This window comes from Actinomadura macrotermitis (genome assembly GCF_009604375.1).
In the GTDB taxonomy this organism is placed as follows: domain Bacteria; phylum Actinomycetota; class Actinomycetes; order Streptosporangiales; family Streptosporangiaceae; genus Spirillospora; species Spirillospora macrotermitis.
Window position 1 is genome coordinate 1 of sequence record NZ_WEGH01000007.1, and the last position, 24,646, is coordinate 24,646.

Below are 24,646 nucleotides of genomic sequence, written 5' to 3' on the forward strand. Positions count from 1 at the left end.
GACGGACGAACCTCTGGTGTGCCAGTTGTCCCGCCAGGGGCACGGCTGGTTGGCTACGTTCGGTAGGGATAACCGCTGAAAGCATCTAAGCGGGAAGCCTGCCTCAAGATGAGTTCTCCCTCCCACTCCTTTGGGGTGGGGTAAGGCCCCCAGCAGACCACTGGGTTGATAGGCCGGAGATGGAAGCGCGGTAACGTGTGGAGTCGACCGGTACTAATAGGCCGAGCGGCTTGAACACAACTTAGCAAGACGGTTTGAGCTGCGTGTTTGTTCGCGTCCCTGTGCGGTTCCCAGGAAACAACCGGGAACCCGCTATAATAGAATCTACTGAGCCTTGAGCTCGGACGAGACTTGCCGGTCTGGCTGTGAAGCCGACCTGGCGTTGATCGTTCGGTGGTTTTGGCGAAGGGGAAACACCCGGTCCCATCCCGAACCCGGAAGTTAAGCCCTTCAGCGCCGATGGTACTGCACGGGGGACCGTGTGGGAGAGTAGGACACCGCCGGACTCATATTAAGAAAGGGCCCCGCCACTTGTGGCGGGGCCCTTTCGCATTCCCGGAGAAGAATCACCTGTCCCATGGACGCAGCGCGTCCGAGTGATCTGAGCCGGCGTGTGATTGCGCCTGCCGGCGCGGGCGTGACCACGCTTTGACGGAGGCCCCGCCGGTCACTGGCAGGGCCTTTCACCTTCCCAGGGAAGAGGAACCCGCATGCTGGCGTTGCGTGTCCCAGGTGATCAGCGTCGGTGTAGGGCTGCGCCTGCCGGCGCGGGCGTGACCACGCTTTGACGGAGGCTCCATCAGTTACTGGCAGCGCTTTTCGCGTTCCCGGGAAGAACGGGCTGGCGTCCGTGCTGCCGGTACGGGAGGGATCGTTCCTTGCCAAGGCCCGCCAGTGCCGGCGGGCCTTTCGCATTCCCTGGAAAGAAGCACCCGGCGTGCCGATGCGGCGTGTCCCGGGTGATCAGAGCCGGTGTGGGACTGCGCCTGCCGGCGTGGGCATGAACGCGCTTTGCTGGAGGCCCCGACGGTTGTTGGCGGCGCCTTTCGCTTTCCTGGGAAAGAGGTGCCAGGCTTGCCGGTGGGTTCTGCCTGGTTGATCAGAGTTGGTGGATGTCCGAGCCCGCTGGTGCGGACGTGATCGCGCTCGACCGAAAGCTCTGCCGGCGACTGGCTCTGCCGGTGTGGCGTATCCGAGTGATCAGAGCCGGCGCAGGGCTGCGCCTGCCGGCTTGGGCGTGACCACGCTGAGGGTCCGCTGGTCACTGGCAGGGCCTTTTGTATTCCCGGGGAAGAACCGAAGGTCTTGCCCTTGCGCCGGTGGATCAGCGTCATCAGCGCCTGCCGGCTCGGCGGCCACACTCGGCGCTCCGAGTGGCGCGGTCACAGCGCACCACTCCGGTGGCGTAAGCCAAGGGCTGACACGTCAACGGCGGATCAGCACTGTAGAACAGCATGCGGAGCCTCTGGTCCGAGCGGTGGCACGCATCCTGGAGAAGGCGATGACGAACGCAAGGCTGAACGCTCCCTCGCCTTCGTCGGTATAGCCGCGCCCCTCATCGGCTACCGTCGGCCGGCCCTGCTGCTCAGGGTCTGAGCCGGTCCTCTTGCACATCGAAGCAGACCAGCCCCATGGACTCCGCCACCGCTGCCGCGTATGCCGACGCCTCCTCGGCCATGCTCCACCGCATGGGGAAGTAGATCAGCGGTCCGCTCGCCTCGTTGATCAGCGGGCCGGTCGACCAGGGCGAGGTGTCCTCTTCGTCCTCGGTCAGGTCGCACCACCGCTCAAGCAGCGCGGCCACGTAGGCTGCGATGCGCTCGGACGGAGGCTCTTCCGTCTCGCCGCCGATGTAGCGGTCGTACAGGTTGCTGAAGACCAGCCCGGCGGACTTGTCATCCGCTGGCCTGTCGCCTTCCCAGACAGCCAGGTCATAAGACATACCCGGAGGCTCTCACGCCGCACTGACACTCATCCGGCCGTTCAGCAGCACGGACTTCGGCCAAAGGAAACGACGTCACAGGGGAGAAGGCTCTCCGGAAGTGCCGGACGCTTGCCGGTGCCCGTGGCCGAGCAACTGGAAGTCAGCGCCTCCTCCAGCCAAGCGGTGTACTCGAGCGGCGAAGGCGATGCTCGGCCAGGAGTGGTGACATGAGGAGCGTGCTGTGGGGGTCTCTGGCCAGGCCAACACCAATGTTCTTGATCAGGTGCCGGAGGCGAGGGCCTGGAGCCGGCGGGCTTAGGCGCTGAAGTATTGGACCCAGTGCCGGATGGAAGAGCCGATCAGGTACGGGATACGCGCCGGTGCCGCGGCGTTGCGGCGCCGTCTGGATGACCGTCGCCGGGATGACCCCGCGAAGGTGCCCTACGCACCGCGCGAAGCGGCCGGCCACGTGGCCACAAAGCCCATAGATCCCACCAGCACTGGTCGCACGCGGTCAACCTCGCTCGATGGACGGCGGAGTCCTTTCATCAGTCCCGCAGCATCGCCCTCATGTTCAGCTCGGGCATGATCGGCTGGAAAGCTCTACCGTACGTCCGTCGGCTCGTGCCGTTCTCGCCGGCTCTGCGTGCCTGGGAGCGCCCATTGAACGTCATCGAGAGGTTCCTTGACCGGCAGCTCGCCGAGGATGCCAAGTACGGCGGGCGAATGGACCTGGATGAGTGCCCTCCGCTGCCGCGGGCGCTCGGGTGCCATCTGCGCGCCTGCGCTCGGAGCTCGACCGCCTGGGCTCGCGCCGGCCGGGAGATCCGGGTCTGCTGCGCCCAGCGTCCCGTGTTCCTGCGGCTGATGGCTTACGTGTACGCCGGGATGTCCGGCTACCGGCCCGCGTGGCGGCCGGACTTCGCCGGAGGCCCTGCTCCCGCCGATCCCGTCGTCGATCTTCTGCTGGAGCGGTGGCGTGACCAGGAGCGCCTGGCCCGTGAGGCCGCCGAGGAAGCCGGCCTGGATTTCGCCTGGCGGGAGGTGGAGCGTCAGGACGGCCAGGGCCTGGTCATCGACGGTGCCGGTCGTCCGCTGTGGGAGACCGCCGTCTATCCGGAGGACGGCTTTGCGATCTCCCGCTACGGTCCCGGCCGGGTTCTCCGGGAACTGGCGGTCCGGCGCGAGATGCTGGCGGGCCTCGATCTCTCCGCCGAGAACGATCAGGTTGTCCTCCGCCTCCTCGCCGAGCCGTCCGAGGCCCGGGGCGCTAGGTGACCAGGCCGTTGCGGTAGGCGTAGACGACGGCCTGCACGCGGTCGCGCAGGTCGAGCTTGGTGAGGATGCGCGACACGTAGGTCTTGACGGTCTCCTGGCTGAGCACCAGTACCGCGGCGATCTCGCTGTTGGACAGGCCGTCGGCGATGAGGCGCAGCACCTCCAGTTCCCGGGGCGTCAGCGCGCCGGCGGCCGGGGGCCCGGCGGGGCGGATCCGTGCCGCGTACCGGCCGACGAGCTGCCGGGTCACCTCGGGTGCGAGCAGCGCGGCGCCGCTCGCGACGGTGCGGATGCCGTGGAGGAGCTGCGCGGGCGGGGCGTCCTTGAGCAGGAAGCCGCTCGCGCCCGCGCGCAGCGCCTCGTAGACGTACTCGTCCAGGTTGAACGTCGTCACCACGAGCACCTTGACCGGGTCCGGCACACCGGCGCCGGCCAGCAGGCGGGTCGCGGCGATGCCGTCGAGCACCGGCATCCGCACGTCCATCACCACGATGTCGGGGTTCAGCCGGCGGGCCAGGTCCACCGCGGCGCGCCCGTCCCCGCACTCGCCCACCACCGCCAGGTCGGGCTGGGCGTCGATGATCGTCGCGAAGCCGGTGCGGATCAGCGCCTGGTCGTCGCAGACCAGCACCCGCACCGGAGCGGTCACACCGGGCTCCCCGCGGGGATGCGCGCCCGTACGACGAAGCCGCCGTCGGGTCGGCCGGCCGCGCTGAACTCGCCGCCCAGGGCGCCGACCCGTTCACCGAGCCCGGCCAGGCCCCGCCCGCTTCCGGCGGGGGAGCCGGGCCGGTCCGCGGGGCCGTCGGTCCCGACCTCCACGGTGATCTCCTTCTCGGCGTAGCGCACCCGGGTGACGGTGCGGTTGCCGTGGGCGTGCTTGAGGGCGTTGGTCAGGGCTTCCTGCACGACGCGGTAGGCCACGAACTCGGCGCTGCCGGCGGACTCCGCCGGCTCGCCCTCCTCGGTGAACTCCACCGGCTGCCCGGCCAGGCGGGTCTGCTCCACCAGCGTGCGGAGGTCGCCGGTGGACGGCAGCATGGCGTGGCCCTCGCGCGTGGTGCCGTGGCCGGGGTCGAGCAGGTCGAGCAGGTGCCGCAGGTCGGCGATGGCCCGCCGGCCGGTGCCGGTGATGGCGCTCAAGGTCTCGTCGAGGCGGTCGGGCACGGCGGTCAGGTACCGTGCCGCCTCGGCCTGCACCACCATCGCCGTCACGTGGTGGGTCACGACGTCGTGGAGTTCGCGGGCGATGCGGGTGCGTTCGGCGGCGCGGGCGGCCTCGGCGAGGCGGATCCGGCGTTCGGCCTCGGCGGTCCGCGTGGAACGCAGCCAGGACCCGATGACCCAGATGACGGCCAGCCCCAGGTAGAACGTCACGTAGCCGTCCAGCCGCTCGGCGCCGCCGAGCCGGTCGAGCGCGACCGCCAGTGGCACGTACGCGGCGGACAGGACGATCACGGTGATACGCCGGTGGTGGGCCAGGTGGGCGCCCGCGCTCAGCAGTGCGAGGGGCAGCGCGGTCCCCGCGACCATGTGGTAGCCGCGGAGTTCCGCGCTGACGAAACCGAGCGATACCAGGGCGAGGCACACGGCCGGCCACCGCCGTCGCACGGCGAGCGGAGCGCACAGGAGAGCGAACGCCACGATCGCCGCCGCGTCGAAGGGACGGGCCGGGAGTTCGCCGACCTGCGTCTCGTGGCCGCGGAACACCGGCAGGAACGAGGTGACGGCGACCAGCAGCGCGAGCGGGAGGTCCCGGACCGTCACGTCCCACCGCCGCCACCGGGCCGGGGCCCGTCGCAGATCGATCACCGGGCAAGGCTAGCGGGCACGGCGGCGGAGGCGCGGCGCCCGCGGGGGACCAGGTTGCCCCGCCGGCGGGCCAGCCACATGAACGCGATCGTCAGCAGGACGCCGAACACGACCGTGTACGGGCTCGCCTCCGGTCCGAACCGGCCGCCGGTGAACAGCTCCGGGCCGGACATCACGCCGCGCAGGAGCCCCTCCGACTTGCCGTTGCCCGACACCGCGGCACCGAAGACGCCGGCCTCGGCGAAGTTCCAGCCGAAGTGCAGGCCGATCGGCACCCAGAGGCTGCGGGTGGCGGCGTAGGCGGCGGCGAGCGCCCCGCCGGCCGAGACCGCGATGGCGACCGCGCCCCACAGGGTGGCGTCGGGGTTGAGCATGTGCCACAGGCCGAACAGCACGCTGGTCAGCACCAGCGACGCCCAGGTGCCGAGGCGTTCCTCGATGAGCCGGAACAGGACGCCGCGGAACATCAGCTCTTCCGTCACGGAGGCGGCGGCCATGAAACCGAACAGGCCGACCGGGCCGGCCACCGTCCCGAACCCGTCGATCCGGTAACCGCCGAGGAAGGCGATGTTCCCGATGACGGCCGCGAACCACCCGGCACCGATCAGCACCCCCAGCAGGGTGCGGGGAACGGCGCCTTTGACGGCGACCTCGGCCGGTGCCCGGTGTTCGGACCACCGCACCATCCGGGCATAGACGAACACCGCGAGCGCGGCCGTCACGACACCGATGACCAGGCTCAGAAGCGCGTTTCCTTTCACCGTCACGACGACCTGGCCGCCGACGAAAGCGACCGCCACGACGGGCAGGAGCTGTTTCAACAAACGCATGCCGACTCCCTGCGAGATTCCGCGGCCTGATCACCGCGGCCGGGAAGAACGCTAGGGAACCGGCGTAGCCGCGATCTTCCCCGCAGGGAGGACATTCACGTGTAGCTCGCATGGGGGACAGGACCGGCCCGCGGGCCTTCGCCGCACAGCACGGCGGATGTCTCCGCGGGGTGTGTGGAACGGCCAGGTGCCATGCCTCTTCGGCCGTCCACAGGCTTCAGGTCACGGGCGGCGGATGCGGTAGCGCATGTGCATGACGTGCCGCGTGAGATCCTCGGTCCTCGGAGTGGTCAACCGGCGGACCGCCTCGAGCTCGATGTGCTCGGCGGGCAGGTGGTCGAACAGCTTCCGCCCCTGCCCGAGCAGGACCGGTACGACGTGCAGTTCCAGTTCGTCGAGCTGCCCGGCTCGCAGCAGCGCCTGCGCCGCCCCGGCGCCGTGCACCATCACGTCGCCGTCTCCGGCCGCCGCGCGGGCCTGCGCCGCGCACTCGTGCACGTCGGTGACATAGCGGACGCTGCCCGGTGGCGGGTCGTCCGGGACGGCGCGGGTCAGGACGAAGATCGGGACACCGTCGTGATGGTCGCCCTGCCAGCGGCCGGCGTGTTCGTAGGTGCGGCGGCCGGAGATGACGGCGCGGGTGGCCAGCGCCTCGGCGTACACCTGTCCGCTCGGGCCCGGGTCGTTGCGCTGGTCGAGCCAGTCGAAAAGGCGGAACCCGCCGATGCCCATCGGGTTGTCCGGGCCGTCCTGCGGCCCGGTGACGTAGCCGTCCAGGGACATGGTCATGTACAGGCGGATGAGTGCCATCGTCTCAGCCCGCCGCTCTCACGCGGTAGCGCAGGTGCGCCACGCCCGGCCCGTCCACGGCGCGGAGCAGTTCGAGTTCGAGGTGGTCGGGCGGCATGTCCGCGAAGAGCGGTTCGCCCTGCCCGAGCAGGACCGGAACCAGGTGGATCTGCAGTTCGTCGAGTACCCCGGCGGCGAGTGCCGACCGGGCGGTGCGGGCCCCGTGGACCAGGACGTCCTTGCCGCCGGCCGCGTCCTTGGCCAGGCTCACCGCGGCCGTGACGTCGCCCGTGTAGGTGACCCCGGGCCATCGCAGGCCGGGATCGGGCGGGCGGCGGCTCAGCACGAAGATCGGTACGCCGTCGTGGTGGTCGCCGCCCCAGCCGCCGGCGAGCTCGAACGTCCGCCGGCCGACGACGACCGCCCCGGTGGCCATGGCCTCGTCCATGATCTCGCGGTTCACGCCTGCCGAGCGGTCGCCTGCCCGGTGCTCGGCGTCGCCGTCCGGCAGAAACCACTCATGCAGCCGCTGCCCTCCGTCGCCGAGGCCGTTGCCCGGCGCCGCGTTCGGTCCGGCGATGAACCCGTCCACCGACATCGACATGTACAGCACGGTCTTACTCATGTTCCCCATCCTTTCGATACGCGCGGCGGTGTGCCGGAACGGTCATCGCGGGTCCGGTCCGGCGCTGGTGAACTCGATCTCGATGGCGATCTCGATGGCGTCGGCGACCACGGCGCCGCCGACGCCGAAGCCGAGCCGGATGTCGACGCCGAACGCGGCGCGGCTGATGGTGGTGGTCGCCGAGAACCCGGTGCGCCGCACGCCGGACGGGTCGTCGACCACGCCGAGGAACTCGGCCTCCAGCTCGACGGTCCTGGTGACACCGTGCAGGGTCAGCTCGCCCGCCAGGACGAAGGTCTCGCCGTCGAAGCCGCGGACCTCGGTCGAGGTGAACTCGATCTGGGGATGGTTCGCCACGTCCAGGAAGTCGGCGGACGCGATGTGCCGGTCCCGCTGCCGGTTTCCGGTGTCCACCGAGGCGGGATCGATGAGGGCGGTCACCCGGCCGCCGTCGTCGCCGACGGTCAGCGCGGCCGAGGCGAGCGCGAACCTTCCCCTGACCTTGCCGACGCCCATGTGGCGGACCTTGAACGAGACGTCGGAATGGACGGGGTCACCGACCCAGGTGCCCGCGGTGAGGACGGAATCGACGGCGATCATGTGGTGAGGGCTCCCTCTGCGCGGCCCGGCCTGCCGGACGGGCACCGATGTGTGCGTCCAGCATGCGAGACCGCCGGGCCGGGTTGTATCCCAGATTTCTGGGAAAGCCGCCGCCGATCGCCATAAACTCCCGATCGTGGTCAACGCATCGGCGACGCATGCGCGCGTCCGCGACGAAATCGTCAGGCTGGTCCACCGGGGGCTGGCCGTGCCGGACTTCGCGCGGGCCGTCGGCGAGGCCCTGGTCCGGGCCGTGCCCGCCGAGGGCACCTGCCTGATGACGACCGACCCGGCGACCATGCTCCCGACCGCGGAGTTCGTGGAGAACGGCCTGCCGGCGGCCGCACTGCTGCGGCTCGTGGAGATCGAGGTGCGCGAGCCGGACTTCAACACGTGGGCGCGGCTCGCCCGCGCCGGCCGCCCGGCCGGCAGCCTGAGCGAGGCCACCGCCGGTGATCTCGACCGCAGCCTGCGGCAGCGGGAGATCCGCCGCCCCGGGGGATTCGCCGATGAGCTGCGGGTGGTGCTCGCCGGCGGCACCGGGACATGGGGACAACTGACCGTGTTCCGGGAGGCGGGCCGTCCGCACTTCTCCCCGGCCGAGGTGGAGTTCGTGTCGTCGATCGCCGGCCTGATCACCGACGGGCTGCGGCGCGGCCTGCTGCTCGGCGACGCGCAGGCCGGTGACGACGACGTCGGCCTGCTGGTCCTCGACGCCGATGACGGCGTGCGCATGTCCAACAGGGCGGCGGATCACCTGCTGGACGAGCTGAGCGCCGGCGACAGGCCGGGCGCCCGGCTGCCCCTGGTGGTCTCCGCCGTCGCCCGCCAGGCCCGTTCCCTCTGCGGCCCGGCGACGGGTGCGGCGCCCGCGCCGGCCGATGCCCGGCCGGCCAGGGCCCGGGCGCGCACCCGGGCCGGCCGGTGGCTGATCGTCCGGGGCTCGCTGCTGAACGACGGCCCGCCACCGCAGGTCGCGGTGATGCTGGAAGCCGCCCGCCCCGCGGAGATGGCGCCCCTGATGGTCGACGCCTACGGTTTCACCGACAGCGAGCGCAGGGTCACCGAACTGGTGGCCCAGGGCCTGTCCACCAAGCAGATCGCCGGCCGGCTGCGCGTGTCGTCGTACACCGTGCAGGACCACCTGAAGTCGATCTTCGCCAAATCCGGCACCGGTTCACGCGGCGACCTGACCGCCCGGTTGTTCTTCGACCATTACGCCGCCTCCCTGACGTCGGGAACGGCGCAGGCGGGCGGTGGTGAAGGGCTCTGACCCTCGCGAGCGATAGGGACGCCTATGCCGCCGGAGGCTGCGGAGGTTCGTTCAGGCGACGCACGACCCGTTTGATGCCGACCAAAGTCCCGTATCGCTTCCGGTCCTTGAAGTCCTGCCAACTCCACACGGTGGGGTATCCGACCTCGGCGCACAAGTGCAGGATCTGGTCCTCCCCGGCGCAGACTCCCACGTGGGCGCCCCATGCATCCTGGTCAGCGTTGAACAGGACCAGGTCCAAAGGGCAGGCCACTGCGACCCGCTCGGTGAATTCCGCATCGGTCCAAAGCTCGCTCGACCGCAGGTCAGGCGGGTCGAACCCGAACAATCTGAGCACCTCATACGCGAACAGTTGGCAGTTGGCCCCGTCGGCGAGCCCTGGTCTGTCGGCCACTAGGGGCGACCCCGGAAAACGCTCACCGACATACCGAGTGGCCCACAGGCCATCCGGCAACTTCTCCAGCACGGTTCCCTCCAGGACATCGCCACTCAAGCAGGCCGCCCGCCGACGGCTGCGGCCCTACTCTGCCAGGGCACGATCATGACCACGAGCCGGCCGTACACCAAGTCGTCAATCTGGATCTGCTGGCAGGCGATTCTTATTTCCTCCGCCATTTCAGGAACCAGTGCCGTGGAGTGCCTGGCTGGGACTGCGGCGCTGGGGAACGCAGGCCGAGTATGAAACGGAGCCCTTTGAGCGTCCGTTCGTTCAATGCGCCGGCGGCATCATCGACCAGGCCGGCCATGTCCTGGGGAACCGGTGGCAGGTACTGCTGGGTTTGCAGCCATGCTTGTACATCGGTGGCCGCCACGGTCCGGATCGCCGGGTCTACGTCTTCGATCAGCAGCAGGTCGGCCCTGAGCCGGATCCAGGGGCCCTGATCGAGCAGCAGCCGTTGTCCGGCGCGGCGGGTGGCCGGGGGGAGCCCGGCGGCGATCAACGGCCACAGCTTCTCCTCCGGCACCGGGTGGTCGCGGAGAGCGCGCCTGACCTGGCGGAGCACGCGGCCCGACGGGTCGTGCAGCATCGCGACGAGCGTGTCCGGATCATCGGCTCCCAGGGTGTGCAGCGTGCGCACCGCTTCGGCGCGCACGGCGGGGCGTGGATCCTCCAGCGCGGCCTGCGCGAAGGGGGCGTCTTCGCGGGTCCCGGTCTCCGCCAGTCCTGCGATCCTGGCGGGGGTCGCCTGGACGCGCAGGGCGACGCGGTAGTGCTCCGCCGGGTCGAGGCCGGCGCGGCGCAGTCCCAGGTGGGCCGTCTCGCGGACCACGCGGGCTCGGTCGTCCAGACGCGGGGCGCAGAGCGCGGCGTCCCCGTCCAGCGCGGGCCGGGTGAGGGCCAGGGCCCGGATGGTCGGGACCGGGCTGCGCAGGAGGGGCAAGAGCGCCGCGGCGTCCTCCGTCAGGGCGGCGGCCGCCTCGGCGCAGCGCACCGCGACGATCTGGTCGGGATCCTCGACGGCCGCGCGGAGGAGACGTTCGGTGGGCAGGAGACCGGCCTCGACGGCGATCTGGACGGTGTGCCTGCGGGCGTTCCTGTCGCGGCAGGAGAGGGCGGGCTCCAGCAGGCGGTCGGGGAAACGATGTAGCGCGGCACCGACGAGGGAGATCAGTTCGGCCGCCCTGCTGCGGTCGCGCATGGCCGCAGCCATCGTCAGCAGGACCTGGAAGCGGTGCGGCGCCGGATCGGCCAGGAGTTCCGCCAGGAGGCGCAGTGCGGTGTCCCGGACAGGCGCCACCCAATCGGTGGCGCGGATGGCGAGCACCGGCAGCAGGTCGTCGCGGGTAAGGAGAGTGGTCGCGCGCTCGCGATTCCGTCCGTCGCGGTCGCAGGCACTGAGCGCCAGAGCCAGGGGAGTCTCGCTGCGCAGGACGGAAGTCCAGCCCTCGACCCACCATTCGCTGCGCACCGCCGAGTCCAGCGCAAGCCAATGGCGTGGGTGCGTCAGGCCGCCCAGGGCGGCCTGAGCGGCTTCGGGGACGGTCGCCGCATCACGCAGGAAGGCCATGGCGCGCTCACGGTCCGCCCGTCTTCCTGTGGTCAGGTCGTCGGTCACCTGTCCAGTCTCGGGCTTGGATGCGGAGTCCACGAACCGCCGGTGCCCGGCCGACCGCTGATCACCTTGATCTGGGTTGAAGCGGGGACGCGCCGGGCGATGCCGCCCTCGCCCGGGGGCGGCCGGGCGAGGGGGGTCGTGCGGGCGTTTTATGGGGTCGTCCCTTCGCGCTTGGCGGGGAAGCCGTGGGTGCGGGCGGCGAGGACGGCGATCAGCACCGGCACCAGGAGCGCGAGGACGCTCCACGGCAAAGAGGTGGTGCCGAGCAGGCCGAGGAGGACGCCGCCGGCGACCCCGCCGCCGGCCATGGCCACGTTCCACAGGGTGACGAGCATGGCCTGCGCGGCGTCCGCCGCCTCGCCGCCCGCGTCGCCCACGGCGGTCTGCAGGAGGGTGGGCGCGCCGCCCCAGCCGAGGCCCCAGAGCGTGACGGCGACGTAGACCAGGGCGGGGCTTTCGGCCGGGACGGCCAGGATGGCCGCCGCCACGGCGACGAGCAGGGCGCTGGCGATGGTGAGGGCGCGCAGCCGGCGGTGGATGTGGACGCCCACGATCCAGATGCTCGCCATGGAGGCCACGCCGAAGACCAGCAGCACGAGGTCGGTGGAGCCGCCCATGCCGAGGTGGGCGAGGAACGTGGCGATGTAGGTGTAGAGGATGGTGTGGGCCAGGACGAAGACCAGGGTGACGAACAGGACCGCGGGCACGCCGGGGACGGTGAGCGCGCGCAGCATCGGGGGGCGGCTCCCGGCGCGCTGCCCGGGATGGTCCGGGACGGACGCGACGATCCAGGCGAGCAGGGCGATGGTGAGGCCGGTCATCGTCAGGAACGCCGTCTGCCAGTTCACCACCTTGCCGAGGAAGGTCCCCGCGGGCACGCCGAGCGACAGCGCGACCGGGATGCCGGCCATGGCGATCGCGATGGCCTTGCCCTGCAGGTGGACGGGCGCCATGCGGCGGGCGTACCCGGCGAGCAGCGCCCAGGCCAGGCCCGCGGCCACCCCGGCGACGAAGCGGGCCGCCATGGTCAGGGGGTAGTTCGCCGAGAGGGCGGTGACGGTGTTGGCGACGGCGAAGCCCGCCACCGCCGTCAGCAGCAGGCGCTTGCGCCGCCAGCCCGCGGTGGCCGCGGTCAGCGGGATCGCGGTGAGCGCGGTGCCGATCGCGTAGATCGTCACCGTCTGTCCCGTGGCGGACTCGCCGACGCCGAGGTCGGCGCTCATCGCGGGCAGCAGGCCCGCGGGCAGCGTCTCGGTCAGGCTGGTGATGAAGACGGCGGTGGCGAGCGCGAGGAGCGCGGAGAGGGGGAGCCCGCGGCCGGCGGAGGCGGCCGGCGGCGCGGGCTCGGTGGTGTCGGTTCGCATGCCGGACATGGTGGAACCTGACATTGATGTGAGTTTCAAGCCGCCGGCCGATGAGCTGGATCACAGGCCCCGCGGCGTATCATCCTGCTCCGGCATGATCATCCCGTTCGTGCCGCCGTCCAGCTGAGAGAGCCGCCACGATGACCTACCCGCCACCCCGCTACCTCGGCGACCAGGGGGAGATCAACGCCACCTACCGGCCCGACGGCCACGAGCCGGAGCTGACCTACCCCACCACCGGCAACACCGTCCACTACCTGGCCACCGGTGCCACCACCAACGGGCAGTTCGGGCTCTACCGGTGGGAGATGGGGCCCGAGCCGAGCGGGCCCGACGCGCACTTCCACAAGTCGATCTCCGAGTCGTTCTACATCCTCGCCGGGACCGTGCGGATCTATGACGGCTCCCGCTGGATCGACACCCGGCCGGGGGACTTCGTGCACGTCCCCGAGGGCGGTGTGCACGCCTTCCGCAACGAGTCGGGGGAGCCGGCGTCGATGCTGCTGCACTTCGCCCCCGGTGCGCCGCGCGAGGGCTACTTCGAGGGGCTGGCGGAGTTCGCGATCTCCGGGCGCCCGAGCGACGAGGAACTGACCGAGTTCTATCTGCGGCACGACACGCACTGGCTCTGAGCCGGGCGTGACGAACGGGTCACGCAGCGTCCGGGCGTCGGGCAGCATGGGGCGTCACCATACGTTCGGACCCCGGGGGCGGAACCTTGCCCGAATTGCGGCACCACGAGATCGCTGAGGCCGGTCATCGCATCCTCAACCCGTTCAGCGCCGGGAAGCTGCGGCTGCTCGGCGAGGTCGGCCGGGTGGGGCCGCGGACGCGCGTCCTCGACCTGGCCTGCGGCAAGGGTGAGCTGCTCTGCCAGTGGGCCGCCGCGTTCGGGGCCCGGGGGCACGGCGTCGACCTGAGCGAGGTGTTCCTGGCGGCCGCGCGGGAGCGGGCCCGGGAGCTGGACGTGGCGGACCGGGCCGGCTTCGAGCACGGCGACGCCGGCCGGTACCGCCCGGAGCCGGGCGCCTACGACGTGGTCTCGTGCATCGGCGCGACCTGGATCGGCGGCGGCGTGGGCGGGACGATCGAGCTCATGCGCCCCGCCCTCGCTCCCGGCGGCCTGCTCATGATCGGGGACCCGTACTGGAACGAGCCGCCGCCGCCGGGCGCCTACGCCGCGCTCGGCTGCGCGCCCGACGACTTCGCCACCCTGCCCGACACGCTGAAGAGGTTCGAGGCCGCGGGGACCGAGCTGGTGGAGATGGTCCTGGCCGACCAGGACGACTGGGACCGCTACGTGGCCTCCCAGTGGTGGACCGTGCACGAGTGGCTGAAGGCCAACCCGGGTCATCCCGACGCCGAGGCCATGCGGCGTTTCGCCCATGACGCGCGCCACTCCTACCTGGCCTACAACCGGCGGTATCTGGGCTGGGGCGTGTTCGTGCTCCGGCCCGGCCCCGCCTGAACGGGCTTCGTAGCGTCCGCGACGCCTGGAGTTCACGGGGCGTCCGCCTTCGGGCGGTACCTGTGGCGGGTGAGATCTGTCGTCGTGCGCGCGGGCGCTGCCGTGGGGCTCGTTCTCGGACTGTCGGGGTGCGTGTCGGCCGCTTCGGCCTCGATCGCGGGGAAGGACGCCGTCGTGATCGGCGTCAAGGCCGACCAGCCGGGGCTCGGGCAGGCCACCGCCGGGGGCTCCTTCGAGGGGTTCGAGGTGGAGGTCGGCAAGTACGTCGCCCGCCGGATGGGCGCCTCGCAGGTGCGGTTCCGGGCCGTCACCTCCGAGAACCGCGAGCGCCTGCTGCGCGAGCGCAAGGTCGACCTGGTGCTCGCCTCGTACTCGATCACCGCCGAGCGGCTGCGGCAGGTGACCTTCGGCGGCCCCTACTACGTCGCGCACCAGGACATCATGGTCCGCCGCTCCCAGCAGGGCGTCCACACGGTCCGGGACCTGGCCGGGCGCCGGATGTGCCGGGCCAGCGGGTCGGTCTCCACCGAGCGGATCACCGACGGGCTCGGCATCAGACCCCGGCTGGTGCCCGCCGGCTCCTACGGCGAGTGCTACGACAGGCTCGTGGCGGGGCAGGTGGACGTGGTGTCGACCGGGGACCTGGTCCTCGCCGGGTTCGTCCGCAAGGGCGGGGTGCGGATCCTGAACGCGCCGTTCACCGACGAGCGCTACGGCGTCGGCCTGCGCCGCGGCGACATCGACGGGTGCGAGGCGGTCAACCGGGCGCTCACCCTGATGTACCAGGACGGCACCGCGTCCCGGCTGCTGCACACCTGGTTCGGGTCCTCGGGGCTGAACCTGGTGGAGACCGTCCCGGAGTTCGAGGGATGTTCGTGACGGGCGGCTTGGACGGCGTGCGCGACGGCTCTAGGCTGCACGGATGACCGAGAAGCTGTGGAAGATCGAGCCGTCCGGGCCGCTGCGCGGCGACGTCACCGTGCGCGGGGCCAAGAACGCGGTCAGCAAGCACATGGTGGCCGCCATGCTCGGCTCGGAACCGAGCACGATCCGCAACGCGCCCGACGTCGGCGAGGTGGGGATCACCGCGGCGATGCTGGAGCACCTCGGCATGCGGGTGGAGCGGTCCGGCGAGGAGATCACCATCGTGCCCGGCCCGGTCGCCGACCCCAACGTGCCGAAGGCGTTCACCGGGCTGAACCGCATCCCGATCCTGATGCTCGGCCCGCTGCTGCACCTGGCCGGGGAGGCGTTCGTGCCGCTGGTCGGCGGCGACCCGATCGGCCGCCGCCCGGTCGACTTCCACGTCGAGGCGCTGCGCGCGTTCGGCGCCGAGGTGACGATCGCCGAGGACGGCATCCACGCGCGCGCCGAGCGGCTCGTCGGCACCCGCATCGAACTGCCCTACCCGAGCGTCGGCGCCACCGAGACGGTGCTGCTCGCCGCGGTCCTCGCGCAGGGCAAGACCGTCATCCGCAACGCCGCGACCGAGCCGGAGATCATCGAGCTGGCGCTGTTCCTGCAGCGGATGGGCGCCGGGATCTCCTTCAGCCCCGACCGCCGGATCGTGGTGGAGGGCGTGCCGCGGCTCGGCGGCGCGCAGACCCGGCTGGCGGGCGACCGCATCGAGGCGTTCTCCTACCTGGTCGCCGGCCTGGTCACCGGCGGCGAGGTGCGGGTGCACGGCTGCCCGCAGGACCGGCTGGTCACCCCGATCACCACGCTGGCCCGGATGGGCGCCCGGTTCGAGATCACCGACGACTGGATCATGGCGTCGGCGCCGCACGGGCTGCGCCCGGCCGCGGTGCAGACCGACACCCACCCCGGGTTCGCCACCGACTGGCAGACGCCGCTGATGGTGCTGTTCACCCAGGCCGACGGCATGTCGGTGCTGCACGAGACGGTGTACGAGAACCGGCTCGCCTACGTGCCGGCGCTGCAGAGCATGGGCGCCGAGATCGAGGTGTACGACACCTGCCTCGGCGGTCCGGCCTGCCGCTACCACGACACCGGCGCGGTGCACTCGGCCGTGGTGCGCGGGGTGTCCAAGCTGCGCGGCGGCGACGTGACGATGCCCGACATCCGGGCCGGGTTCTCGGCGGTGCTCGCCGCCGCGGTCGCCGAGGGGCCGTCGACGCTGCGCGGCGTGCACCACATCGAGCGCGGCTACCACCGGCCGGTCGAGCAGTTCCGCGCGCTCGGGCTCAGCCTGCGGAGCCAGTGACCGCGGGCCCGTCCAGGACGGGCCCGCCGGTGTAGAGCCACGCGGTGGACCGCTCGTGGAACAGGCGGAGCGCGACCGGCATCACCACGTCGCGCACCCGCCGGGCGAGCGGTCCGGCCGTCTTGGCGTCCCGGTTGGCGGCGGCCATCTTGACCAGTTTCGCGACCCGCGCGCGCCGGTCGGCCTCGTAGGCCGCCAGGCCGGCCGCGACCGTGCCCTGGGTGCGCAGGGCGTGCGCGAGGACGGCGGCGTCCTCGATCGCCATGGACGCGCCCTGCCCGGCGCCGACCGGGTGGGAGGCGTCGCCCACCAGCACGGTCCGGTCGTCGCGCCAGACCCGCACCGGCGGCAGGACGTGGTGCAGGGTCGGCCGGTGGGTCGCGGTCACCGCGCGCAGCACCGCCGAGGGCATCTCCTCGTGCCGGAAGAGCCGGGCCAGCGCGTCCACGCCGGTGGTGCCGAGGTCGGGGGCCTCCGAGGCGGTGACCTGCGCCGACCACCAGACCGCGCCGGGGGCGGCGATGGCGACGAACGCGCCGGCCCAGCAGAACACCATGTTGAACGTCCCCGCCTCGACGCCGGGGACGGGTCGCGCGACGCCCGACACCGAGTACTGGCCGGCGTAGGCGGGCTCGGGCGCCGCCGGGTCCAGGACGCGGCGGGTCGCCGACCAGATGCCGTCCGCGCCGACGAGCAGGTCGGCCTCGGCGCTGCCGCCCGCCAGTTCGGCGCGGACGCCGTCCGCGGTGTGCGCGGCGCCGGTCACCCGCACCCCGGTGACGATCTCCGCGCCCGATCGGACCGCCTCGGCGCGCAGCGCCTCGACCAGGTCGCCGCGCATGAGCGTGACGCTGCGCAGCGGATCGTCCGCCAGGCGGCCACGCGGCAGGTCGCCCATGAGACGGCCGCTCCCTGACCACATGCGCTGCCGCTCGACGGGGAACCCGGCGTCCTGGACCGCCTCCAGGACGCCGAGCGACCGCAGCGCGCGCAGCCCGTTGGCCGCCAGGCTCACGAACGAGCCGACCGGGCCCGCCGGGTCGGCGTGGGACTCGTACACCCGTACCTCGGCGCCGGCCCGGCCGAGCGCGATCGCCGTCGCCGCCCCCGCCACGCCGCCGCCCGCCACGATGACTCGCATGCCTACTCCCTGAATCTCGATTCACCGAATCTCTATTCGGCGAATTCGGGTTCAGTATGCTGGCCGGGCGAGCGACGGTCAAGCGAGGGGAAGGGCGGCACCGGTGGGAGTGCGCAAGGAGCGGGCGGCCGAGACGCGGGAGGCGCTGAAGGACGCCGCGCGGCGGCTGTTCATGGAGCGCGGCTACCCGAACACCAAGATCACCGACATCACCGCGGCGGCCGGCCGCGCGACGGGGTCGTTCTACGACCACTTCGCGGGCAAGGACGAGCTGCTGCAGGCGCTGATGGCGGACATGGCGGAGCAGGCCGACGAGGAGATCGGCGCGCACGGGCACCCGCGCGACCACGACCTGTCCGACCGGGCCGAGCTGCGCGCCCACGTGGCCGTCAGCTGGGGCGTCATGCGCGACCACCTGCCGGTCGTGGCGGCCCGGATGCAGCAGGTCATGGGGCAGGAGCCCGGCTCGGGGGCGCCGTGGCGGAACCTGTCCGGCGAGACCACCGTGCTGCGCGACCATCTGGAGTGGCTCGCCGAACGCGGCCACCCGCTGCCCGGCGACCCCGCCCTGGTCGCCGCCGCGATGGGCGCGCTGATCTCGATGTTCGGGTACGCGGTGCTGACCGCCGGCGACCAGGGCCCGGACGCGTCCGACGAGCAGATCGTCGACATGCTCACCGGGCTGCTGCTGAACGGCCTCGCCGGCGAGGGCTGACGGGCCCGGCGGCGGCTGCCGCAACCGGTCCGCATCCGGTGCGCCCAAGGGGTTCAGGGCCCCCTTTCCCGGGGCAAGGTCGGCAGAGGATCGGCGAGGAGAGGGGCAGGCGATGACCGGCACCGGGAACGTGGTGATCGTGGGGGCGGGCCCGACCGGGCTGCTGCTCGCCGGCGACCTGGCCGCGGCCGGAGTCCCGTGCACCGTGCTGGAGCGCCGCGCCGAGGGGTCCGGCCTGACCCGGGCGTTCGCCGTGCACGCCCGCACGCTGGAACTGCTGGAGATGCGCGGCGTCGCCGGCGAGCTGATCCGCACCGGGGAGAAGGTGCGGTGGCTGCGGCTGTTCGGCGGCGCCCGGCTCGACCTGGCGCGGCTGCCCGGCCGCTTCCCCTACGTGCTCGTCACCCCGCAGTACGAGACCGAGCGGGTCCTGGAGCGGCGCGCCCTGGCGGCCGGCGCCGAGATCGTGCGCGGCGCCGAGGTCGTCGGGCTGCGCCGCCGCGACGACGGCGTCGACCTGCGCGTCCGCCACGGGGACGGCCCGCCGCGCATCGTCCGCGCGGCCTACGTCGTCGGCGCGGACGGGGTGGGCAGCACTGTCCGCCAGGCGCTCGGCCTGCCCTTTCCCGGCCGGTCGGCCGTCCGCTCGGTGATGCTCGCCGACGTGCGCCTCACCGAGGAGCCCCGCGAGGTCCTCACCGTCGGCGCGGACGGCGAGGTGTTCGCGTTCCTGGCGCCCTTCGGCGACGGCTGGTACCGGGTGATCGCCTGGAACCGGGCGCACCAGGCCGCCGACACCGAGCCCGTCGACTTCGAGGAACTGCGCGCCACCGTCCGCCGTGCGCACGGCACCGACCACGGTATGCACGACCCGCGCTGGACCTCGCGCTTCCACAGCGACGAGCGCCAGGTGCCGAGTTACCGCGTGGGCCGGGTGTTCCTCGCCGGCGACGCCGCGCACGTGCACTCCCCGGCGGGCGGCCAGGGCATGAACACCGGTCTGCAGGACGCCGCGAACCTCGGCTGGCGGCTGGCCGCCGAACTGCACGGCTGGGCGCCCCCGGACCTGCTGGACGGCTACCACGCCGAGCGCCATCCCGTCGGCCGGCGGGTGCTGCGCGGCAGCGGCGCCCTGCTGCGCGGCGCGCTGCTGCGGCCCCGCCCGCTGCGCGCCGCCCGCAGCGTCCTCGCGCGGGCCGCGACCGGCACGCCGCCGCTGGCCCGGCGCCTCGCCCGCACCGTCGCCGGCCTGGACATCGCCTACCCCGCGCCGCGCGGCGCGCACCCCCTCATCGGCCGCCGCGCCCCCGACGTGCCGCTCGCGGGCGAGCCGGGCCGGCTGTTCGAGGCGCTGCGCGACGGCCGGTTCGTCCTGATCGTGGCGGCCAACGACCCCGCCGTCACCTACCTGGCGACCCGCCGCTGGGCCGACCGGGTGCACTGCGCCCTCGCCGGCGGCGCCACCCGCACCACCGCGCTGGTCCGCCCCGACGGGTACATCGCCTGGGCCACCGGCGAGACCGCGCCCGACCGCCGCGCCGCCGAGATCCGCGACGCCCTCACCCGCTGGTGCGGGCCGCCCGCCGAGCACCACGCCCACGAGCGCCGGCAACGGTGAACCGCCCGGCACACGCGACGGCGGGGACCCCGGACCGGGGTCCCCGCCGTCGCGCGCTCGGGAGGCGGCGCGCTCTAGAAGCGGCGCTCCTCCCGGCCGTATCCGAGCTCCTCGGCCACGTCGGCGAGGTTCTCGTACTCGCGGTCGGGCAGCGACCGCAGCGCGTCCGCGGCCGCCGTCGTCTCGCCCGGCTTGGAGGCGTGCTCGACCAGGTCCTTCACCCGCGCCGGGTACCGCACGCCGACGAGCAGCCGCGCGAGCGCGCTGCGCTCGTCCACGTCGGCCGCCGTCATGCCGGGGGGCGTGCCGACCTGCCCGCCGGACGAGCCCAGCGTCGCCGGGTCCTCGCCCGCGGCGGGGTCCCAGGAGGCCTCGGCGGAGACCGGTTCGGCCTCCCGCCAGTCCTCGGAGCGCGTGCCGTGGCCGCCCCTCACCAGGTCCTTGCTGTCGCGCTCCAGCTGGTCGTCGACCCTGGCCCCGTGCTTACCGGTGCTGTCACCCATGTCGTTCCCCCTTCTCAACGGACGATGAGGGACGTTTCCTGCGCGACGCCCGCTAAACGAAGGCGGGCGATCTAGGGTGGAGCCGCCGGGGGAGAGGGGCCGCGATGCCGTCGCAGGAGGCCGCGCACGCCGTGCGCGCCGTGATCGCGCTGCTCGTCGCGGGGGAGTACGAGGAGCTGGAGTCCCTGACCGAGGGCCGCCGCCTCAGCGCCCACCAGATGCGCGAGGCCCTGCGGGGGCACGTCCTGATCAGCCCGCCCGCCGCCGCCCTCGCCGGGCTGCGCCCGGCCGAGCGGGTCCCGGACGCCGGGTGCGAGCACTCCTACCTCCTGGACGTCCCGCTGTGGACGGCGCGGGAGGGCCGGTCGGCGCTGTCGGTCCGGCTCGTCCTGTCGGAGGTCATGGAGCACGTGTGGGCGGTGGAGGTCGTCGCCATCGGGGACGTGTGGCACGGTGGCGCTCCGCAGGCCGGCCCGGCATGATCATCTCGCACGGGACGAGCGGGACCCCAGGGGGAGCGAGAGCGTGAGCGGGCACATGACGCCGGAGGAGTTCCGCCGGTACGGCAAGCAGGTCATCGACTGGATCGCCGACTACCAGGAGAAGGTCGAGGCCCACCCGGTGCGGTCGCAGGTCGGGCCCGGCGACGTCCTGGCCGCCCTGCCCGCGCACCCGCCCGAGGCGGGCGAGGGGTTCGCGGGCGTGCTCGCCGACCTCGACGAGGTGATCATGCCGGGCATCACGCACTGGCAGCACCCGGGCTTCTACGCCTACTTCCCCGCCAACGCCAGCGGCCCGTCGATCCTCGGCGAGCTGCTGTCGGCCGGGCTCGGCGTGCAGGGCATGCTGTGGGCGACCAGCCCCGCCTGCACCGAGCTGGAGACCCGGGTGACCGGCTGGCTCGCCGAGCTGCTGGACCTGCCCGCCGAGCTCCGCGGCAACGGGGTGATCCAGGACTCGGCGTCCAGCGCCTGCATGGTCGCCATCCGCGCCGCGCTGCACCGGGCCGACCCCGCCGCCGCCCGCGAGGGGATCACCGGACGCCACACCCTGTACGTCAGCTCCCAGACCCACTCGTCGCTGGAGAAGGGCGCCCGGGTCACCGGGATCGGCGCGGGCAACGTCCGGGTGGTGGACGTCGACCCCGGCACCCTGGCCATGGACCCCGCGCACCTGGACGAGCTGATCACCGCCGACGTCGCGGCGGGCGCGGTGCCCGTGCTGGTCTGCGCGACGATCGGCACCACCTCCACCACCGCGATCGACCCGGTCGGCGCGATCGGCGAGGTGTGCCGCCGCCACGGGGTGTGGCTGCACGTCGACGCCGCCTACGCGGGCGTCGCGGCGGTCTGCCCGGAGCTGCGCTGGATCAACGACGGGCTCGCCGGGCACGCCGACTCCTACGCCACCAACCCGCACAAGTGGCTGCTCACCAACTTCGACTGCACCGTGCTGTGGGTGGCCGACCGGGAAGCGGTGACCGCCGCCCTGTCGATCCTGCCGGAGTACCTGCGCAACCGGGCCACCGCGTCCGGCGAGGTCGTCGACTACAGCGACTGGCAGATCCCGCTCGGCCGCCGCTTCCGCGCGCTGAAGCTGTGGGCGGTGATCCGCTGGTACGGCGCCGAGGGGCTGCGCGAGCACATCCGCACCGGCGTCCGGCTGGCCGACGACCTGGCCGGCTGGATCGCCGCCGATCCCGCGTTCGAGGTGCTCCCGCACCACCCGTTCGGGCTGGTGTGCTTCCGGCCCCGCTGGGAGGGGCTGCCGGACGAGGACGCCGACGCCGCGACCCTGGACCTGATGGAGCGGCTGAACGCGTCGGGGGACCTGTACCTCACCCACACCAGGGTCGGCGGGCGGGTGGTGCTGCGGATGGCGATCGGCGCGCCCGCCACGACCGGGCGGCACGTCCGGGCGGCCTGGCAGAAGATCAGCGAGGCCGTGGCGCGCGCCTGACCGGGCGGCGGGTCAGCGGCGCACCGCCTGCAGCAGGCGCCTGATCAGCGACGGCGCCGACGCCTCCGGCTCCGCGGCGGGCCGGGCGGGCGCCGGGGCGGGGGCGGGCGGCGCCGGATCGGCGGCCAGCTCGTAGCGCACCGGCAGTTCCCGCAGCCCGCGCATCATCGGGGAGGAGCGCCGGGGCAACCGGTCGGCGGGCAGCGCCAGGCTGAGCGCGCTGAACCGGTCGAACAGCCGCTCCACCGCGATCGTGGTGATGGTGGTCGCCAGGTCCCGGCCGAGGCACGAGTGCGGCCCGGCGCCCCAGGCCAGGTGGGCCCGGGAGCTGTAGATCGCGTCCGGGGGCCGGTCGCCGGTGAAGGCGGGGTCGGTGTGCGCGGCGGCGGGCGACAGCATCACCGGATCGCCGGCGGCGATGTGGAACCGGCCCATCCGCACGTCGGCGCGCGGCCAGCGGAACGTCAGGTTCGCCATCGGCGGCGCCGCGATCGCGGCCCGGTTCACCGCCTCGGCGAGCAGGCCGGCCGACAGGCTGGCGCGCACCCCGCTGCCGCCGACCAGCACCTCGGCGACGGTGTTGCCGATCAGCGTCCCGGTGTGGTCGCCGATCAGCCCCACCATCATGATCATTTCGCGGGTGGCCTCGTCCACGGTGAGGTCGGGCACCGCGGCGAACAGCGCGGACGGCAGGTCGTCGCCGGGCGCGGCCTGCTTCTGCGCGCAGACCTCGGCCACCGCGGCGCCGAGCCGGGCCATGATCTGGGGCGAGTCGGGGCCCGCGTCCAGCAGCCGCCACATGTCCATCAGCGGCTCCTCGCCGCGGGCCGCGGAGAACCCCAGCAGCCGGTTGACGACCATCAGCGGCAGCGGCCGGGCGTACTGGGCGACCAGGTCGGCGGTGCCGGTCCGGCCGCCGCCCTCGGTGATCAGCGTGATCAGGTCGTCGGCGTACCGGGCGACCGCCTGCTCCAGCGCCCGCGCCTGCGGCCGGGTGCGGTCCTGGAAGGGCTTCAGGCCCGCGCTCCACGCCCCGCGCAGCCGGGACAGCTCCTTGCCGTCGGTGAACACCGAGCTGCCGAGCTCGAACGCCGGCAGCAGCGGCCAGTCCGGCGGCACCCGGCCCTCGTTGCGCGCGCGCCAGGAGTCCATGCGCTTGCTCCAGAGGCCCCGGGTGTCGCGCATGATGTCCAGCACCTGCGGATAGCCGAGGACGAGCCAGGCGTTGACCCCCATCACGTCCACGGGGGCGACCGGCCCGTAGCGGGCGCGCAGGCCCTCGTAGAAGAGGGCCGGGCGGGTCTCGTAGTCGCGCGTCAGCAGCGGCTCGGCGATGATCTCGGCCAGCGGCGGATGCGGCGGCGCGGGCTCCGCCGGGGTGATCTGTGGCTCCATCAGGCAGAGACTCTAGGGGAGTTCGCCCGTCCTGACCCGACTTGATGCGAAATATCTCGCGGCACCCGGTCCGGCACCCGGCGTCCGGACGTGCGAGGCTAGGAGGTGCCCAACGAGAGCTGGAGGTCCACATGGCCGAAGAGCGTGCCGAACACGAAGGCGCCGAGGACGAGGTGAAGCGCAGGTTCCGGGAGGCCCTGGACCGTAAGCGCGGCGCCGCGGCCGAAGGCAACGCGGGCGGCGGGGCGCAGAACGGCAAGGTGCGCGGGGCTCACGCCCGCGCCGATCACCAGCGCCAGTTCCGCCGCAAGAGCGGCTGACCCCTGACGGGCCCCGCCGCAAGGCCGCCCGGCCGGTGCCGCCAGAAGGCGGAACGGCCGGCGGCCGGATCGCCGGGGCCCGCATTCTTTTCCGGCGTCCGTTCCGCCGGGATCAGCCGGCGTAGAGGCGCTTGGCGTAGCCGGGGCCGTAGTAGTGCTCCAGCTCCTCCAGGGACTCCTCCGTCGGGAGGACGTCCTTGCTGATCCGGGCGTGCGAGGGGAGCGCGTCGGGGTTCCAGGTCTCGGGCCTCCAGACCTCCGAGCGCATGAACGCCTTCGGGCAGTGGAAGAAGATCTGCTCGATCTCCACCAGCAGGGCGAGCGCGGGGCGGTGGCCCTTGACGACCATGTCGTCGAAGAACGGCGCGTCGCGGAGCAGGCGGGCCCGGCCGTTGATCCGCAGCGTCTCCTTGCGGCCCGGGATCAGGTAGATCAGGCCGACGTGCGGGTTGCCCAGGATGTTGTGGAACCCGTCGGCGCGGCGGTTGCCCGGGCGCTCGGGGATGGCCAGCGTGGTGTCGTCCAGGACGAGGGTGAACCCCGCCGGGTCGCCCTTGGGGGAGACGTCGCAGTTGCCGGCGGCGTCGCTGGTGGCGATCAGGCAGAGCGGCGAGTGCGCCAGCCACTCGCGGTCGCGCGGGTGCAGCCGGATCCGCTCCTTGACCGCCGCCCGCGGGTTCACCTCGCCGAGCAGGGCGCGCAGTTCCTCCGCCGAGCCGATCTCCGCCAGTTCCGTGGGCAGGGGCATCGC

General features: G+C 72.8%; 25 protein-coding genes and 2 rRNA genes. 13 read left to right on the forward strand and 14 right to left on the reverse strand.

What is annotated here, in order from left to right; all coding sequences use genetic code 11:
* Both ACRB68_RS38590 and rrf read left to right on the forward strand, forming a co-directional pair.
* Positions 1-238 (forward strand): 23S ribosomal RNA (locus ACRB68_RS38590); the annotation flags it as partial.
* 151 nt (positions 239-389) lie between these two features.
* Positions 390-506: ribosomal RNA gene (gene rrf / locus ACRB68_RS38595) — 5S ribosomal RNA — on the forward strand.
* Positions 507-1,585: 1,079 nt separating this feature from the next.
* Here the strand turns inward: rrf and ACRB68_RS38600 are convergent.
* Complete coding sequence (locus tag ACRB68_RS38600) at positions 1,586-1,942, reverse strand: hypothetical protein (RefSeq protein ID WP_153541768.1); 357 nt, start codon at positions 1,940-1,942, stop codon at positions 1,586-1,588.
* A 552-nt stretch (positions 1,943-2,494) separates the two neighbouring features.
* On the opposite strand from ACRB68_RS38600, the gene ACRB68_RS38605 reads away from it, so the two are divergent.
* Positions 2,495-3,202: a hypothetical protein gene (locus ACRB68_RS38605; protein ID WP_153541770.1), complete on the forward strand. Its 708-nt coding sequence runs from the start codon at positions 2,495-2,497 to the stop codon at positions 3,200-3,202.
* On the opposite strand, the gene ACRB68_RS38610 is transcribed toward ACRB68_RS38605, so the two are convergent.
* From ACRB68_RS38610 to ACRB68_RS38635, 6 genes are all read right to left on the reverse strand, one after another.
* Positions 3,195-3,851 (reverse strand): response regulator transcription factor, encoded by a 657-nt coding sequence (locus ACRB68_RS38610; RefSeq protein ID WP_328595310.1) that lies wholly within the window; start codon positions 3,849-3,851, stop codon positions 3,195-3,197. The genes ACRB68_RS38605 and ACRB68_RS38610 overlap by 8 nt on opposite strands.
* The gene (locus ACRB68_RS38615) at positions 3,848-5,014 is read right to left on the reverse strand and encodes a sensor histidine kinase (RefSeq protein ID WP_328595311.1); all 1,167 of its coding nucleotides are present in this window, start codon (positions 5,012-5,014) and stop codon (positions 3,848-3,850) included. Before ACRB68_RS38615 ends, ACRB68_RS38610 begins: the two co-directional genes overlap by 4 nt.
* Positions 5,011-5,844 (reverse strand): CPBP family intramembrane glutamic endopeptidase, encoded by an 834-nt coding sequence (locus ACRB68_RS38620; RefSeq protein ID WP_153541772.1) that lies wholly within the window; start codon positions 5,842-5,844, stop codon positions 5,011-5,013. Before ACRB68_RS38620 ends, ACRB68_RS38615 begins: the two co-directional genes overlap by 4 nt.
* A gap of 222 nt (positions 5,845-6,066) precedes the next feature.
* Positions 6,067-6,654, reverse strand: a complete 588-nt coding sequence (locus ACRB68_RS38625) for a dihydrofolate reductase family protein (RefSeq protein WP_153541774.1) — start codon at positions 6,652-6,654, stop codon at positions 6,067-6,069.
* A 4-nt stretch (positions 6,655-6,658) separates the two neighbouring features.
* Positions 6,659-7,258, reverse strand: a complete 600-nt coding sequence (locus tag ACRB68_RS38630; RefSeq protein WP_153541776.1) for a dihydrofolate reductase family protein — start codon at positions 7,256-7,258, stop codon at positions 6,659-6,661.
* Between the two features lie 42 nt (positions 7,259-7,300).
* Entirely contained in the window at positions 7,301-7,858 is a 558-nt protein-coding gene (locus tag ACRB68_RS38635; protein WP_153541778.1) for a YceI family protein, read from the reverse strand.
* A 136-nt stretch (positions 7,859-7,994) separates the two neighbouring features.
* On the opposite strand from ACRB68_RS38635, the gene ACRB68_RS42750 reads away from it, so the two are divergent.
* Positions 7,995-9,131 carry a helix-turn-helix transcriptional regulator gene (locus tag ACRB68_RS42750; protein ID WP_153541780.1) on the forward strand — a complete coding sequence of 379 codons (1,137 nt, stop codon included), beginning with the start codon at positions 7,995-7,997 and terminating at the stop codon, positions 9,129-9,131.
* Positions 9,132-9,153: 22 nt separating this feature from the next.
* Here the strand turns inward: ACRB68_RS42750 and ACRB68_RS38645 are convergent, their stop codons facing one another.
* The 3 genes from ACRB68_RS38645 to ACRB68_RS38655 form a co-directional block, all read right to left on the reverse strand.
* The gene (locus ACRB68_RS38645; RefSeq protein WP_207709988.1) at positions 9,154-9,597 is read right to left on the reverse strand and encodes a C40 family peptidase; all 444 of its coding nucleotides are present in this window, start codon (positions 9,595-9,597) and stop codon (positions 9,154-9,156) included.
* A gap of 133 nt (positions 9,598-9,730) precedes the next feature.
* Entirely contained in the window at positions 9,731-11,188 is a 1,458-nt protein-coding gene (locus ACRB68_RS38650; RefSeq protein ID WP_153541782.1) for a HEAT repeat domain-containing protein, read from the reverse strand.
* Positions 11,189-11,337: 149 nt separating this feature from the next.
* Positions 11,338-12,552, reverse strand: a complete 1,215-nt coding sequence (locus ACRB68_RS38655; protein WP_153541784.1) for an MFS transporter — start codon at positions 12,550-12,552, stop codon at positions 11,338-11,340.
* Between the two features lie 140 nt (positions 12,553-12,692).
* Here ACRB68_RS38655 and ACRB68_RS38660 point away from each other — a divergent pair, with 140 nt between their 5' ends.
* From ACRB68_RS38660 to murA, 4 genes are all read left to right on the forward strand, one after another.
* The gene (locus ACRB68_RS38660; RefSeq protein ID WP_153541786.1) at positions 12,693-13,184 is read left to right on the forward strand and encodes a cupin domain-containing protein; all 492 of its coding nucleotides are present in this window, start codon (positions 12,693-12,695) and stop codon (positions 13,182-13,184) included.
* A gap of 86 nt (positions 13,185-13,270) precedes the next feature.
* Positions 13,271-14,020 (forward strand): SAM-dependent methyltransferase, encoded by a 750-nt coding sequence (locus ACRB68_RS38665; RefSeq protein WP_153541788.1) that lies wholly within the window; start codon positions 13,271-13,273, stop codon positions 14,018-14,020.
* Between the two features lie 132 nt (positions 14,021-14,152).
* Entirely contained in the window at positions 14,153-14,899 is a 747-nt protein-coding gene (locus ACRB68_RS38670; RefSeq protein ID WP_328595313.1) for a glutamate ABC transporter substrate-binding protein, read from the forward strand.
* Between the two features lie 43 nt (positions 14,900-14,942).
* A complete protein-coding gene (murA, locus tag ACRB68_RS38675; protein ID WP_153541792.1) occupies positions 14,943-16,244 on the forward strand; it encodes a UDP-N-acetylglucosamine 1-carboxyvinyltransferase in 1,302 nt (433 codons plus the stop codon).
* On the opposite strand, the gene ACRB68_RS38680 is transcribed toward murA, so the two are convergent.
* Positions 16,225-17,385 carry an FAD-dependent oxidoreductase gene (locus ACRB68_RS38680; protein WP_153541794.1) on the reverse strand — a complete coding sequence of 387 codons (1,161 nt, stop codon included), beginning with the start codon at positions 17,383-17,385 and terminating at the stop codon, positions 16,225-16,227. The two genes, murA and ACRB68_RS38680, sit on opposite strands and share 20 nt — an antisense overlap.
* A gap of 103 nt (positions 17,386-17,488) precedes the next feature.
* Here ACRB68_RS38680 and ACRB68_RS38685 point away from each other — a divergent pair, with 103 nt between their 5' ends.
* Entirely contained in the window at positions 17,489-18,100 is a 612-nt protein-coding gene (locus tag ACRB68_RS38685) for a TetR/AcrR family transcriptional regulator (RefSeq protein ID WP_328595314.1), read from the forward strand.
* A 112-nt stretch (positions 18,101-18,212) separates the two neighbouring features.
* On the forward strand, positions 18,213-19,718 hold the full coding sequence (locus tag ACRB68_RS38690) for an FAD-dependent monooxygenase (RefSeq protein WP_153541796.1): 1,506 nt from the start codon (positions 18,213-18,215) through the stop codon (positions 19,716-19,718).
* Between the two features lie 74 nt (positions 19,719-19,792).
* Here ACRB68_RS38690 and ACRB68_RS38695 read toward each other — a convergent pair whose 3' ends face one another.
* Entirely contained in the window at positions 19,793-20,221 is a 429-nt protein-coding gene (locus ACRB68_RS38695) for a DUF2795 domain-containing protein (protein ID WP_153541798.1), read from the reverse strand.
* Positions 20,222-20,325: 104 nt separating this feature from the next.
* Between ACRB68_RS38695 and ACRB68_RS38700 the strand changes: the two genes are divergently transcribed.
* On the forward strand, positions 20,326-20,703 hold the full coding sequence (locus ACRB68_RS38700; RefSeq protein ID WP_153541800.1) for a DUF7668 domain-containing protein: 378 nt from the start codon (positions 20,326-20,328) through the stop codon (positions 20,701-20,703).
* Between the two features lie 43 nt (positions 20,704-20,746).
* Positions 20,747-22,180: a pyridoxal-dependent decarboxylase gene (locus ACRB68_RS38705; RefSeq protein ID WP_328595315.1), complete on the forward strand. Its 1,434-nt coding sequence runs from the start codon at positions 20,747-20,749 to the stop codon at positions 22,178-22,180.
* Positions 22,181-22,192: 12 nt separating this feature from the next.
* Here the strand turns inward: ACRB68_RS38705 and ACRB68_RS38710 are convergent, their stop codons facing one another.
* Positions 22,193-23,575 (reverse strand): cytochrome P450, encoded by a 1,383-nt coding sequence (locus ACRB68_RS38710; RefSeq protein WP_153541802.1) that lies wholly within the window; start codon positions 23,573-23,575, stop codon positions 22,193-22,195.
* Between the two features lie 131 nt (positions 23,576-23,706).
* Here ACRB68_RS38710 and ACRB68_RS38715 point away from each other — a divergent pair, with 131 nt between their 5' ends.
* Positions 23,707-23,895 (forward strand): DUF5302 domain-containing protein, encoded by a 189-nt coding sequence (locus tag ACRB68_RS38715; protein WP_153541803.1) that lies wholly within the window; start codon positions 23,707-23,709, stop codon positions 23,893-23,895.
* 112 nt (positions 23,896-24,007) lie between these two features.
* Here ACRB68_RS38715 and ACRB68_RS38720 read toward each other — a convergent pair whose 3' ends face one another.
* A complete protein-coding gene (locus ACRB68_RS38720) occupies positions 24,008-24,643 on the reverse strand; it encodes a pyridoxamine 5'-phosphate oxidase family protein (RefSeq protein WP_153541805.1) in 636 nt (211 codons plus the stop codon).
* Positions 24,644-24,646: the final 3 nt, after the last annotated feature.